This is a genomic window from Microbacterium sp. MPKO10 (assembly GCF_026107415.2).
Classification (GTDB): domain Bacteria; phylum Actinomycetota; class Actinomycetes; order Actinomycetales; family Microbacteriaceae; genus Paramicrobacterium.
Genome location: NZ_JAPCHX010000005.1, coordinates 497,906 through 510,559, shown reverse-complemented (window position 1 = coordinate 510,559; position 12,654 = coordinate 497,906). Strand labels below are relative to the sequence as shown.

Genomic DNA, 12,654 nt, shown 5'->3' with positions numbered 1-12,654 from the left:
CTCTTGCGTGCTCTCCTGACTGCACCGCTGTCGGCGGTGGTCGGTAAGGTGATCGCGTGACTGATCGAGACGCCCCCACCCTCACCGAGCGCCCGCTGCGTGTGCTGCATCTCTCTGACACGCACGTGTACGGCGACACGTCCCGCCACTACGGCATCGTCGACACGACAGAGGCGCTCACCCGCACACTCGACCGGGCCGAGCCGATCGAGAATATCGATGTCGTCGTGCTGAGCGGCGACCTGTCAGATGACATGACCACCGCCTCGTACGAACGGCTGCGCGACATCGTCGAGCCCTGGGCCGCGCGCCACGAGGCACCGGTCGTGTATGCCATGGGTAACCACGACCGCGCTTCCGAGTTCGAGAGCGTTCTCGGGCCGCGCACGGGAGCGACCGACGTGCGCGGCGTGCGCATCCTGCGATTGGACTCCGCCGTTCCCGAGGCCGGATACGGCCACGTCGACGCCGAGCAGCTGCGCTGGCTGCGCGGCGAGTTTGACGCAGCATCCGGTCCGTCGCTCGTCGTTGTTCACCACCCGCCGACACCCGCGTACGGGCCACTGCTGAAGGCACTCGAGCTGCAGAACCCACGCGAGCTTCTTGAGGTGTGCGCCGCGGGCGGCGCGACGGCGGTGCTGAGCGGTCACTACCACCACAGCCTCGTCTCGCGCGAGCACGATGTGCCCGTCATCGTCGCACCGGGCATTGCGAACACGTCTGACGCCTGCGCCCCTGCCGGGCATGAACGGGCGACGATCGGGTCGGGGTTCGCGATCGTCGACGTGCCGGCGGACGGTTCGCCGGTCGTCACGTTCTTCGCGGCGCCCAGCGAGCGCGACGGTGAAGAGATCTTCAACCTCGAGCCGGCCGATGTCGCTCGCATCGCGCAAGCGGCCGGCCCTCCGCGTCAATCGGGAACGAGCGGCGCATGACCCCGACGAAACCGGGTGAGGTCATCGCGACAATCCGGTCGCTTCTGCCATCGCTGCTCCCGACGGAGCGAGCCGTTGCGACGGTGCTGCTCGAACGGTCGGGCGAGATTGTCGAGCTGAGCTCCCAGCAGGTCGCGGATGCTGCGGGCGCGTCGCGTGCGACCGTCGTCCGCACCTGCCAGAGCCTCGGGTTCACGGGGTACCAGCAGCTGCGGGTGCTGCTCGCCCGCGATGCCGCCTACTCCCAGGCACCGCAGCCGGTCGGCGGCCACGCCACCGACACGGCGGGCATCGTCGCCGAGACGTTCCGGCACGTGGCGGCCGGCATCGAGAACATGACGGCGCTGCTCGACGACACTGAGCTCGACAAGGCTGTCGAGGTGCTCGCCGACGCGGCACGGGTCATCGTGAGCGGCAACGGGCTTTCGGCGCCGCTCGCCCTCGACGTTTCGGCACGTCTCAGCAGCATCGGCAGGCCGGCCGAGGCACCACTCGACGTGATCGGGCAGCAGATCACCGCGCGCCTACTCGGAGAGAACGACGTACTTCTGGCGGTCAGCGGCAGCGGCTCGAACGCGTCGACCCTGCGTGTCGCAACGGCGGCGCGCGATGCGGGTGCGCGGGTCATCGCCGTGACCGCGTTTGCGCGAAGCCCCCTCACCCAGCTCGCCGACATCAGCCTTGTCGTGACGATGCCCGATCTGACGTTCCGCGATGAGATCACGTTGGCGTCGCGGCTTCCGCAGACGATCCTCATCGAGGGTCTCGTCGCCGCACTGACGCACCGCCTCGGCGACGTGGCGGTTCGCGCGAAGGCGCTCGCGCTCGACGCGATCAGTGAGAACCTCGCCGAATAGCATCCGGCGCGTGTCGTCGTGCGCCACCCGCGGAGCGCCCGTCGAAACAGCGCGCGCGGACATGAGACACTGAATTTTCTGCTCTGTGCCATCAGCCAGTGTCATTGACACTGAGCCGTCGAGAGGAAGTCACGTGTCCACGCCTGACGACGCCACCACGACGCGCAGCATCGCGCTGCTCGGCAGCAGCGGTGGCAATCTGCGCAGCCACGGAGGCGATGACCCCGACCGCGTCTTGCGCGACGTGGTGCGGCAAGCAGACGCCGCCGGGTTCACCGTCGCGGCGGCACAGTTCGTGGCGGCGAACACGTCGATGGATCAGGCGTCCTCCGATACCCCGGCCGCGCTGTGGAGCCTCGTTGATGGCACCCCGACCGTCGTCGTGCGTGGAACGCTCTCAGAGGTGAACACGGCGGCACGCGAGATGGACGCGACGATCGCCAACCAGCTGTCGTGCGGCGAGATTGACGGGCTCATCCTGATGAGCGCCGACCCCGATGACACGAACGAACGCACCATGGTCGCGGCCGCGGCGGCAGGAATCCCCGCAGCCGGAACCGGAGGCTCGTCCATCGCCGGGGCTCAGCGGCTCGGCGTCAAACTCGTCGCGGCGTCCGGCACGACGGGAACGACGAGTACGACGCGCGCCGTGTCGTACATCTCAGGACTCGCCAGGTACTGGAGCGTCGGCTACCGTCCGTCGCTCGGCGGCTCATCGGCACCGGAGCAGGCGGGCTCCGAGCCGGCATGGCGCCGCATCAGCATCCGAGGCATCATGGTCGGCAGCATCCCCGCGTTCATCGCGCTGGCGCTGGTGCTCGCGCTGAGCCAGATCCCGTGGCTCGACGGCCTCACTCCGGTCTTCGACACGCTCATCGCCGGGCTGCCGGTCGTGGTCTCCGCCATCGCCGCCCGAAAGATCTCTGGGCTCGGCGACGTGGGCCTCGTCGCCGGCTCGGTCGCGGGCATCCTCGCTACCGAAGGCGGTCTTCTCGGCGGGCTCGTCTCCGGAATCCTGGCCGGTTTGATCAGCTCGTGGCTGATCAAATGGACGCTGTCACACAGCTTTCCCGCCACGACGGCGAATATCGTCACCGGTGCCGTGGCCGGTCTGCTGCCCGGCCTGCTCGTGTATTACGGGATCGCCCCCATCACGGACGCCCTCGGGCTGGGTGTGAAGGGCGGAATCGAATGGGCCGTTGACGTGAACCCGGCACTTGCGGGAGCCCTTGCCGGGCTCGCGATCTGGCCGGCGATCATCGGCGGCGTGTATCACTCGGTGATTCTGCCGCTCGTGCTGCTGGAGATGGGGGAGAAGGGCTACAGCTTCTTCGGCGCGATCGACATGGTCTCGCTCGTCATGGTGTCTCTCGGCATCACGCTCGCGAATGTCATCGTTCCGCGCACGAGCGGAGAACGGGCGCTCGCCGGCTCTGGAGCCGCCGTCAACTTCTTCTTCGGCACGTTCGTCGAGGCTTCGTACCCATTCATGTTCGGCGACAAAAGGGTGTTCGCCATCGCGCTCATCGCCGCAACCGGCGGAGGAGCCGTCGTGGGCCTGACCGGTGCAGAGGCGACAGCCTATCTGCCGGCCGTCGTCGCCCCGTTCGTCTCCACGACGGCGATCGGCATGACGGTGTCGATGCTCGTGGCCTTCGGCATCGCGTTCGGGCTCACCCTGCTCATCGGACTCGCCCACCGGCGCGCGCACGCCCGGGAATCGGTCACCGCCTGACGGAATTCGCCGGGTGCGCGGCAGGAGTAATCTTGGCGCATGGCAACGAGAAAGAGCCCGGAACGGCTTGCCGCGTTCACCGATGCGATCGTTGCGATTGCGATCACCCTGCTCATCCTCCCGCTTGTCGACGCAGCATCCGACGAGATCAACGAGGGATCCACATTCGGGGCGTTCTTCAACGAGCATTTCGGGCAGATCGGCACGTTCCTGATCAGCTTTGCCGTGATCGCGCGACTCTGGGTCGGCCACCATCGCATCTTCGAGCACCTGCGAAGCTACTCGCCGCGCATCCTGATGTTCACCATTCTGTGGTCGCTCACGATCGTGATCATGCCGCTTCCTACCGCCATGACCGCGAACTTCGCGCTCGAGCCGGGCGTCATCGGCTTCTACATCGCGACAATGGCCGCGTCGAGCCTGATGCTGACGCTCCTTGTTCTGGTGATCCGCGGCTCGGCAAGCGAAGATCCAGACGACAGGCTGCCTCTGCACGTGCTGGTGAATAGCGGAGGAACCACCCTGCTCTTCGTGCTCGCCGGCATCCTGGGAGTGGTCTTTCCGACGGTCAACTACTACGCGTTGTTCATTCTTGTGCTGAGCTGGCCGCTCAATGTGATTGTGGTGCGACGCGTCCATGACCGCCCTGCAGATTCCAACTCGCGCGCACCCCGGCACGGGGCGTAACCTTGATTCCCGGCCGACCGGAGCAGCCACGCGGCCGACGGATGAAAGGTTCCCTTGAGCGACGAATGTAGGCACGGCTTCGAACTGGAGCAGTGCGCAATCTGCAATCCACCGAAGATCCCCGAAAAGACCGCCGCCACGAGGGCCACGACGGCCCGCCGAACACCGCGATCGAGCCCCGTGAATCGTGGGTCGAAGAAGCAGGGCAAGCCGGTGCGCGTCGACCAGCAGCGGCTGTTCCACGTCACGCATGTACGCAACCTGCCGTCGATCATCGCCAGCGGCAGCATCCTCTGCGACGACCTTCTGCACGACGACGACCGCGCCGAGACGGCCGAGGTTCTGCTGTCGTCAGATGAGAACCGCGCGGCACGCAGACGCATCACCATCGAAGACACGACGGTGTCTGCGTACGTGCCGTTCTTCCTCTCACCCGACGCATCGGTGTGGGGCAGCATCCGGAGTCGCGAGCCGAACGTGCGGCTGAACCCCGACCTCGTGCGCTCATCGCCCAACGACTACGTCATGCTGGTGGCAACCGTTGCGAGCATCCGTGCTCTGGACACGACAGATCTGGTGATCGCCGATGGTGACGCGGCGGCCGGGCTGACCCGTTTCGCGAGTGAACCCGACCAGGCAGAGCGGATGCTGTCGCGCTTCGCTCTTGACGACAGCGGTGAGCTGAAGCTCGTCGCCGAGGCTCTCGTGCGCGGGGAGGTCCCCGTGTCGGCGCTGAGCATCATCGGCGTCGCGAGCATCAAGCAGCGTGAACGCGTCAAGCAGCAGCTCGCCGACGCCGGCCTGAACACAAAGGTGGCGGCCCACCAGCCCTGGTTTGCCCCGCAGTAGACGGGGGTCGCGGCGCACACTGCGCCACACATTGTTGCCCTCTACGCTGGAGGCATGCACCAGCCCGCCACCGACGATGCCGTAAGCCCATGAACCGGCTGACGCGGTCCGTGCTGGGGCTGTTCGCTGCCCCGCGCATCAACATGCGCGAGGACTACGGAAAAGTCCGGCGCATCCAACGGCGACTCGCCCTGATGTCGATGCCGTGGCGCCGCACGCCATACCGGCAGACCGTCGCCGAGGTCGGGGGACGCTCGATCTCGGTCCGCGTCTTTCAACCGAAAGAGCGGCTTCGCGACGACGTCCTGCTCTTCTTTCACGGCGGCGGGTGGGTCACCGGAGACATCGAGACGTACACGCCGGCATGCTCGACGATGGCCGATCTCACGGGGTGCGCCGTGGCCTCGGTGAATTATCGGCTCGCGCCGGAGCATCCGTTCCCCGCCGGTTTCGATGACTGCTTCAGTGTCGCCGAGCAGCTGCTGGCGAACCCCGAAGGCGCGGGCATCGCCGATGCCGCGAGCATCGTGCTGGTGGGTGACTCGGCGGGAGGAAACCTTGCCGCTGCCGTGTCTCTGAAGCTCCGCCAGCTCGGCCTCCGTGGTGCTGGGCGGCAGATCCTGCTCTACCCGGTGACCCACTGGGACCATGCGCAGGCAACGTCACCGTTCGATTCGGTGCGCGAGCACGGCGAGGATCTCAGGCTGACCAGCGTCGAGGTGCAGGACTATTTCGACATGTACGTGCCCGACCCGGAACGGCGTCGCGATCCGTTCGTCGCTCCGCTGGAGGCCACGGATCTGACCGGGCAGCCGGCAACACTCGTGGTGACGGCAGAGCTTGACCTCCTTCGTGATGAGGGAGAGGCGTATGGCCGTGCCGTTGCCCGCGCCGGAAACACCGTGCGGATTCATCGTGTGGGCGGAGCGTTGCACGGATTCATTCAGCTGCCGCGATTCTCCCGGCCGGTGCGGGAGGCCTACGCCGTAATCAACGCGTTCCTCGATGAAGATCTCGGGTCTCCCGTGGGCACCACCGCGCGGGACACCACGGTGACGGATGCTGTCGAGAATCCGTCGGGAACGGGGAACGCGTCCGCCACCGCGGACGAGACAGACGCCGAGGACTCCGGTCAGGAGGCGGCACCGTGACCCGCGGCAGCGCGATGCGCGGCGAGGCAATGCGCCGCAATTGGGTGCGGCTCGACAACGCCTCAAACATCTTTCTCGCCGCGCGAAGCGACTCCGATCCGAAGGTATTCCGCATCAGCGCTGAGATGGACCACGACGTGGATCCGGCTCTTCTGCAAGAGGCGTTAGACGCGACGTACGACCGCTATCCGCTCTACCACGCGGTGCTGCGTCGCGGAGTGTTCTGGTACTACCTGCAAGACAGCGACCTGCGTCCACGCGTCACCGGCGAGGTGCAGTACACGTGCGCTCCCATTTACCAGGCGGACCGGCGCACCCTGCTCTTCCGTGTGATGCATCACCGGCAGCGCATCATCCTCGAGATCTTCCATGCCCTCTCCGACGGCACCGGTGCTCTGTGGTTCCTCACCGATCTCGTGACCGGGTACGCCCGACTCGCATACCCCGACGAGCAGGGCAGCGCAGACGCGCCCGGTGCCCAGCCCGGATCGACCGCTGAACTCGACGAGCAGAGCGGAGGCTCACAGGCGGGGGAGAGCGCCGAACCCGCGCACGGACTCGTTGCCGACAGCTTCGCGCACTATTTCCGCCGGCGCCGCCGTGACGAGGCGCCGGCAACGGAGTCCGACTTCAGCGACGATCCTGCTACCAAGAAACAGGATGCTGCCGAGCGACCGGCCGCTACCGAGCGACCGGATGTCGCTGGAAAGCCGGACGCCGCCGAGCAACCGGACGCTGCCGGAAAAGCGGATGCTGCCGAGCGACCGGATGCCACCGAGCAACCGGACGCCGCCGGGAATCCGGATGCCACCGAGCGACGTGCCGGGCCCGCTCCGGGTGTGCGCCGAAGAATCGGCCGAGTGCTGCGTCTGCCCGAGAAGCTCCACCTCCCCGAGAAGAAGGTGTACCGAGTCCCGGGCACCCGGACTCCGGACAACCGGACGCGCGCCGTCGAACTCACAATGCCCGCGAAGGACATCCTCGATCTCGCACGTGCCGAAGGCGTTCCGCTCACGATGTTCCTGACGGCTCTGTTCTTCGAGGCCATCCGCCTCTCGGCGGGCGACCTGGGCACGGCGCGGACGCTGTCGGCCTCGGCCCCGGTCAATCTGCGCCAGTTCTTTCCGTCGACCTCACCCAGAAACTTCTTCGCAACGGTCCGCGTGGACCACACGTACGAGAGCGAAGACGAGGTTCGCCGAGGCAGCGAGAGTGCCGACAGCATCCCTCGCGACCGCGACCGCGACCGCAACCGCGCGAGTCCGACCGCCACGAATACCACCGCCGCGGGCCCAGACCACAGCATCCCAGACCACAGCATCCCGGACCGCACCAGCCCAGACCACGCGATCCCCGACCACACCAGCACAGACGACGTCGGCACGATCGGCCGGCAGCTGAATGCTCAGTTCGGCCCGAAAGTGACCCCCGAGGCGCTCGAGAAGACGCTGCGCCGCTTCATCCGGCTCGAGGGCATGCTCATCCTGAGGGTCATTCCGCGGCCGCTCAAAGACGTGATTCTGAAGTTGATCAACTGGGGAAACAACCGCGGTCTGAGCATCGCCGTCTCGAACCTCGGCCGCGTCAGCCTGCCCGAACCCGCCGAATCGCACGTTAGACGGATGCTGTTTCACGTCTCAGCAGCACGACCGCAGATCTGCGTCATGAGTCACGCCGGCACTCTCGCGGTCAGCTTCACCTCACCGTTCGTCGAGACCGATCACATCACGCAGTTCGCGCGGCTGCTGACCGCTCGCGGGGTCGCTGTCACCGTCGCCGCCGCACGGGTGACGGAAGGCGAGCTCGCGGAGGTGTCGGCATGAGGCATTGCGACGCGTGCGCCGTCGACATCGAGGGAGCCTGGGCCCGCTGCCCGCTGTGCAAAACACCGGCCACGGGTGAGGCGACGGCCAGCCCACTGCCGGCGGTCCCGCTGACGTTCTCGCGGCGTCGTGTGTTGCGGGTGCTCTTCTTCACGTCGCTTGCCGTGATCCTCGCTTCATTCGCGGCCCAACTTCTGTTCAGCCACGAGCTCACCGGCCTCGGAGTCATCCGGTCGGTCTGGCTGGGCCTGAGCGCCATGTGGCTGGTCGTGCTGATGGCCGTGCGCAAACGCCGCAACCTCGCCAAGAGCACCGTCTACCTTGTTGTCATCGTCGGCCTCGTCTGTGTCTACTGGGACTACCTCTCCGGTTGGCCCGGCTGGTCACTGACGTACGCGGTTCCGATTCTCTGCGCATCATCCATCCTCGCCCTGCTGATCACCGTCAGGCTGATGCGCATCGAGACAGGCGAGCACGTCGTCTACAGCGTACTGACGGTGCTGCTCGGGCTCGCGCCCATCGGCTTTCTGGCGTTCGGCTGGGTGACGAACGCGCTTCCGTCGATCATCTGCGGCGGACTCAGCCTGCTCGTCCTCGTTCTGCTGCAGCTCGTCGGAGGCCGCACCGTCCGGCACGAGCTGGGCAAGCGCCTGCACGTGTAACGTCGCACGTGCACGCCCAGCGCCTGCACCTGCGCGCAAAAAGGGTGCGTTACTCGGCGGTGACGAGCGGATCGGCCGGGCGGGTCAGGTCGACGAGTGTGCCGTCGGCCGTGACTCCTTCGACGGGAAATCCGTTGCGCACCCAGTACTCGTAACCGCCGATCATCTCGCGCACGTCGTACCCGCGATCAAGCAGCACACGTGCCGTGCTCGTCTCTCCGTTGCATCCGGGACCCCACCCGTACACAATCAGCGTGCGATCCGTAGGGACCTCGTCGAGGTCTCCACTGAGTCTGTCGTTCGGCAGGTGCAGTGCTCCGGTCACGTGGCCGTGATCCCACGACCGCTGCTTGCGGGTGTCGACGATCACCGCGCCGCCAGACTGGGCCGCCCGGGCAGCCACGACGTCGACCTCGTAGGCGAGCCGCGCCTCGACATATCTCAGGCGATCCCGGATGCTATCAGCAGCACCGTTCTGGGCACCGGCATCGCTCTCCGGGGTGGCAGTGCTGTCACCAGCATCCGTCATGATCAGCGCTTCAGAAGCTCGGCGAGCTTCGGCAGCTGCGACTCGTCTTCCAGCGCCGAGCCGACGGCGACCACGCGAACGCCGGCGGAGAGGAAATCGCCGGCATTCGCAGCATCCATTCCCCCCGTCGCGACGAACTTTGCGCGCGGGAACGGCCCACGCATCGCGCCGAACCAGGCAGTGCCGAGCAGCGAGGCGGGGAAGGCCTTGAGCCAGGTCAGCCCCTCCTTCATGGCGAGCTGAACTTCGCTCGGCGAGGCGACACCGGGCAGCGCCGGCAGACCCGCTTCGCTTGAGGCGCGCACGACGTCGACGTCGAAACCGGGGCTGACGGTGAACTCGGCACCCGCGGCCGCGGCCTGCGCGACGTGTTCGACGGTGACGACAGTTCCCGCGCCGACGCTCTTGCCGCGCTCGCGACCGGCCTCTGCCACGACACGAAGCGCCTCGATGTCGTCTGCGCTCTGAATCGGCAGCTCAACGACGTCGATGCCGAGATCCCAAGCCGCGCGCGCGACCTTCAGGCTGCGCTCGACGCCCATGCCGCGCATGATCGCCATCAGCGGTGCGGCGGCGAAGACCTCGTCGAATTGTGTGTTGTCGGCCATGAGTCAGCCCTTCTGTTCTGTGGTCTCTGCGATGAAGTCGCTCGTCGACTGCAGCACGAGGCGCGCACGCGCGTGACCGGCGGCCAAACGAACGGATGCTGCTTCGCCACGCAGCGCGGCAGCGAGGTACCCGGCGGCGAACGCGTCGCCCGCGCCGACGGCCTCCACGACGTCGACCGGTGTTGTCGGTGCGAAGACGCGCTCGTCTGCACCGGCGTCCGTGCGGTGAAACTCGGTGGCGCCGACGTCGCCGTCTTTGACGACGAGGCGTTCGGGCCCCGGCAGCAGGGCGCGCACGTCGTCTGCCGTGTCGGTGTTCCAGAGGTCCTGCGCCTCGTCGAGTCCGACGAACACGATGTCGGCGCGGTTCGCGAGGGAGCGAAGAGCGGGGGAGGCGACTCCCTGCTGCCACAGGGCGTGGCGGTGGTTCACATCGAAGCTCAGCACGGCATCGCTGGCGGCGACGCGGTCGATAATGGCGTCGATCATTGCCGAGCAGCTCGACGACAGGGCCGGCGTGATTCCCGTCAGGTGCACGATCTCGGCAGACTCTAGGGGGACGTCCCGTACCGATGCGGGTCCCATGTGGGATGCTGCCGAGCCAGCCCGGTAGTAGAGAACACCGTTGCCAGGGTCTTTCACGTACAGACCGGTCGGTGCGTCAGCATCCGTTGTCACCCATCGGGTGTCGACACCGCGCGCGGCGATGGTGGCGCGCAGCCGTTCGCCAAGCACATCCGCACCGACGGCACTGACCCACGCCGCGGGAATGTCGAGCTGGGCGAGGTGCGATGCGAGGTTGGACTCGGCACCGCCTGCGTCGAGCCGAAAACCGGTGGCCGTTGCGACCGGTTCAGCGGTCATGGGCGTGACGAGCGTCATCGTCTCGCCGATCGTGATCAGGCGCGGAGCAGCCTCGGAAGTCATTTCTCCATCATGCACCTCTTGTGCGGCGTCTGCAATGCGTGTTGCACCATATGCACAGCACGATCGCGGAGCCGGCCACGTGCCGCCTTAGCCGGGCGCCTTGCCCGCGTCACCCAGCTTGTGCCGCCCGGCCCTGTGACGCCACGCTGCCCTGGCTCGCCATCCTGCCCTGTCACCCGTTGAGCTACAGAATCGGAAATGCGCTCTCGAAAATTCTGTAGCGCGGTTCCGATTCTGTCGCCGTCGCTGCGGCTGCCATCACATTCACAGAATGTGGGACGCGAGGATGCGATACAGGAGACGGTTGCAGCGACGGCATGCCGCGCACGCTGAGGCCACTGCGTTACACGCCACGAAATACCGCCGCCTTGCGGCACACGACACCGCAAGGTTAGCGTTGCAGAATGCACGCAACACGGTGTGCAAGAAATGCAACGCAAGGGGAGTGAACCCGCGATGACATCGCTGAACCTGGCCACGCTGGCCGACGAACGTCTCTCCCCGCACGACAAGGGACTTCCCGCCCGCGCGATCGGCCTCACCGTCGCCGAATTTCTGGCCCTCGATCCGCGCCTCGGCGAGTTCTGGACTCCGCTGATCGTGCTCGACGATGCCGCCATGCAGAGCAACCTCGATGTGATGGCCGAATGGACGACCACGCGCGGCCTCGAGCTGATGCCGCACGGCAAGACCACCATGGCTCCGGCACTGTGGCAGCGGCAGCTCGACGCCGGCTGCACCGGAATCACTCTCGCCACCATGGGGCAGGTGCGAACCGCTCGCTCGTTCGGGCTCGACTCGATCATGCTCGCCAATTCCGCCGTCGACCCGCGCGCACTACGCTTTCTCGCCACAGAGCTCGCCGATCCCGACGTCCGGTTCTCGTGCTGGGTCGACTCGGTGGAGACGATCGACGCCATAGAGCGTGCGCTCGAGAACGTGTCGCTGCCCCGCCGGATCGACGTGCTCGTGGAGCTGGGGCAGGACGGCGGCCGCACGGGTGCGCGCACCATTGACGAGGCGATCACCGTCGCGCGTCGCGCGGCAGCATCCGGTGTCGTCAGGCTTGCGGGCGTGGGCGGATACGAAGGGAGCCTTGGCCACGACCGGTCAGCGCATTCCGTCGATGCCGTGCGCCGCTATCTCGAACGGCAGGTCGAGCTGCACACGGCGCTCGGCGACCTCTACGACGACGGCGACATCACCGTCACCGCGGGCGGCAGCGCCTACTTCGACATCGTCGCCGACGTCTACGCCGGTGCGATGCGCGGCGACGAGCGCACGCACTGGACGCTGCGATCCGGCGCATACATCACCCACGATGACGGCTTCTACCGCGGCATCTCACCCCTCGACGAAGCGGGAACCGACGTCGCGAACCCGTTGCGCTCCGCCATGCGCGGCGTCGCCCGCGTGGTCTCGCACCCCGAACCAGGCCTCGCCTTGATCGACGGCGGAAAGCGTGACTTCCCCTTCGACGAGGGACTGCCGATTCCCCGCTCGATCGCGCGCGACATCGGGCAGGAATGGCGGTCGCTTGAGGGGGCATCGATCTCCGCGATGAACGACCAGCACAGTTACCTCGCGCTTCCGCACGAAGGGTCAGAGACGCCGGATGCTGCGATCGGCGACGTCGTCTCGCTCGGCCTCTCGCACCCCTGCACGGCGTTCGACAAATGGCACTACCTTCCCGTCGTCGAATCTGCCGACTCTGACCGCGTGATTGCGCTCGTGCGCACGTTCTTCTGATGCGCAGACACGCTAACGATCTGCCCGCCGACATGGCGCGCATGACGCTGCGACTCGCATCGCTGGAGGGCTCCGCACGGGCATCCTCACCCGCACGCCCGGCAGCGCAGCGACGATTGTCGGTGTCGTCGCGGCTGGCGCG

Annotated in this window: 12 protein-coding genes; 9 read left to right on the top strand and 3 right to left on the bottom strand. The window is 66.9% G+C overall.

Going from position 1 to position 12,654, the window contains the following annotated elements; all coding sequences use genetic code 11:
- Positions 1-56: 56 nt before the first annotated feature.
- The 8 genes from OK352_RS13365 to OK352_RS13330 all read left to right on the top strand — a co-directional run bounded on the left by OK352_RS13365 (position 57) and on the right by OK352_RS13330 (position 8,699).
- The gene (locus OK352_RS13365) at positions 57-935 is read left to right on the top strand and encodes a metallophosphoesterase family protein (RefSeq protein WP_265141985.1); all 879 of its coding nucleotides are present in this window, start codon (positions 57-59) and stop codon (positions 933-935) included.
- Positions 932-1,792 carry a MurR/RpiR family transcriptional regulator gene (locus tag OK352_RS13360; RefSeq protein ID WP_265141984.1) on the top strand — a complete coding sequence of 287 codons (861 nt, stop codon included), beginning with the start codon at positions 932-934 and terminating at the stop codon, positions 1,790-1,792. The genes OK352_RS13365 and OK352_RS13360 overlap by 4 nt, the downstream gene beginning before the upstream one ends.
- A gap of 133 nt (positions 1,793-1,925) precedes the next feature.
- A complete protein-coding gene (locus tag OK352_RS13355; protein WP_265141983.1) occupies positions 1,926-3,527 on the top strand; it encodes a hypothetical protein in 1,602 nt (533 codons plus the stop codon).
- 39 nt (positions 3,528-3,566) lie between these two features.
- Positions 3,567-4,214 carry a TMEM175 family protein gene (locus OK352_RS13350; RefSeq protein WP_265141982.1) on the top strand — a complete coding sequence of 216 codons (648 nt, stop codon included), beginning with the start codon at positions 3,567-3,569 and terminating at the stop codon, positions 4,212-4,214.
- A 180-nt stretch (positions 4,215-4,394) separates the two neighbouring features.
- Positions 4,395-5,063, top strand: a complete 669-nt coding sequence (locus tag OK352_RS13345) for a DUF4433 domain-containing protein (protein ID WP_265141981.1) — start codon at positions 4,395-4,397, stop codon at positions 5,061-5,063.
- 89 nt (positions 5,064-5,152) lie between these two features.
- Positions 5,153-6,214 carry an alpha/beta hydrolase gene (locus OK352_RS13340; RefSeq protein ID WP_265141980.1) on the top strand — a complete coding sequence of 354 codons (1,062 nt, stop codon included), beginning with the start codon at positions 5,153-5,155 and terminating at the stop codon, positions 6,212-6,214.
- Positions 6,215-6,243: 29 nt separating this feature from the next.
- The gene (locus OK352_RS13335) at positions 6,244-8,037 is read left to right on the top strand and encodes an alcohol acetyltransferase (RefSeq protein WP_265142035.1); all 1,794 of its coding nucleotides are present in this window, start codon (positions 6,244-6,246) and stop codon (positions 8,035-8,037) included.
- Entirely contained in the window at positions 8,034-8,699 is a 666-nt protein-coding gene (locus OK352_RS13330; RefSeq protein ID WP_265141979.1) for a DUF6320 domain-containing protein, read from the top strand. The genes OK352_RS13335 and OK352_RS13330 overlap by 4 nt, the downstream gene beginning before the upstream one ends.
- A 49-nt stretch (positions 8,700-8,748) precedes the next feature.
- On the opposite strand, the gene OK352_RS13325 is transcribed toward OK352_RS13330, so the two are convergent.
- From OK352_RS13325 to OK352_RS13315, 3 genes are read right to left on the bottom strand one after another with little or no spacing between them, the layout of a single operon-like run.
- Positions 8,749-9,228, bottom strand: a complete 480-nt coding sequence (locus tag OK352_RS13325) for a rhodanese-like domain-containing protein (protein ID WP_265141978.1) — start codon at positions 9,226-9,228, stop codon at positions 8,749-8,751.
- 2 nt (positions 9,229-9,230) lie between these two features.
- Entirely contained in the window at positions 9,231-9,836 is a 606-nt protein-coding gene (locus OK352_RS13320; protein WP_265141977.1) for a bifunctional 4-hydroxy-2-oxoglutarate aldolase/2-dehydro-3-deoxy-phosphogluconate aldolase, read from the bottom strand.
- A 3-nt stretch (positions 9,837-9,839) separates the two neighbouring features.
- Positions 9,840-10,763 (bottom strand): sugar kinase, encoded by a 924-nt coding sequence (locus OK352_RS13315; RefSeq protein WP_265141976.1) that lies wholly within the window; start codon positions 10,761-10,763, stop codon positions 9,840-9,842.
- 456 nt (positions 10,764-11,219) lie between these two features.
- Here OK352_RS13315 and OK352_RS13310 point away from each other — a divergent pair, with 456 nt between their 5' ends.
- Positions 11,220-12,512: a type III PLP-dependent enzyme domain-containing protein gene (locus tag OK352_RS13310; protein WP_265141975.1), complete on the top strand. Its 1,293-nt coding sequence runs from the start codon at positions 11,220-11,222 to the stop codon at positions 12,510-12,512.
- Positions 12,513-12,654: the final 142 nt, after the last annotated feature.

Excerpts from the sequence above, each read along its gene's own strand:
- OK352_RS13325 (WP_265141978.1), bottom strand. The coding sequence starts at position 9,228 with ATGACGGATGCTGGTGACAGCACTGCCACCCCGGAGAGCGATGCCGGT.
- OK352_RS13340 (WP_265141980.1), top strand. The coding sequence starts at position 5,153 with ATGAACCGGCTGACGCGGTCCGTGCTGGGGCTGTTCGCTGCCCCGCGC.
- OK352_RS13310 (WP_265141975.1), top strand. The coding sequence starts at position 11,220 with ATGACATCGCTGAACCTGGCCACGCTGGCCGACGAACGTCTCTCCCCG.
- OK352_RS13360 (WP_265141984.1), top strand. The coding sequence starts at position 932 with ATGACCCCGACGAAACCGGGTGAGGTCATCGCGACAATCCGGTCGCTT.
- OK352_RS13335 (WP_265142035.1), top strand. The coding sequence starts at position 6,244 with ATGCGCCGCAATTGGGTGCGGCTCGACAACGCCTCAAACATCTTTCTC.
- OK352_RS13330 (WP_265141979.1), top strand. The coding sequence starts at position 8,034 with ATGAGGCATTGCGACGCGTGCGCCGTCGACATCGAGGGAGCCTGGGCC.
- OK352_RS13320 (WP_265141977.1), bottom strand. The coding sequence starts at position 9,836 with ATGGCCGACAACACACAATTCGACGAGGTCTTCGCCGCCGCACCGCTG.
- OK352_RS13315 (WP_265141976.1), bottom strand. The coding sequence starts at position 10,763 with ATGACTTCCGAGGCTGCTCCGCGCCTGATCACGATCGGCGAGACGATG.
- OK352_RS13350 (WP_265141982.1), top strand. The coding sequence starts at position 3,567 with ATGGCAACGAGAAAGAGCCCGGAACGGCTTGCCGCGTTCACCGATGCG.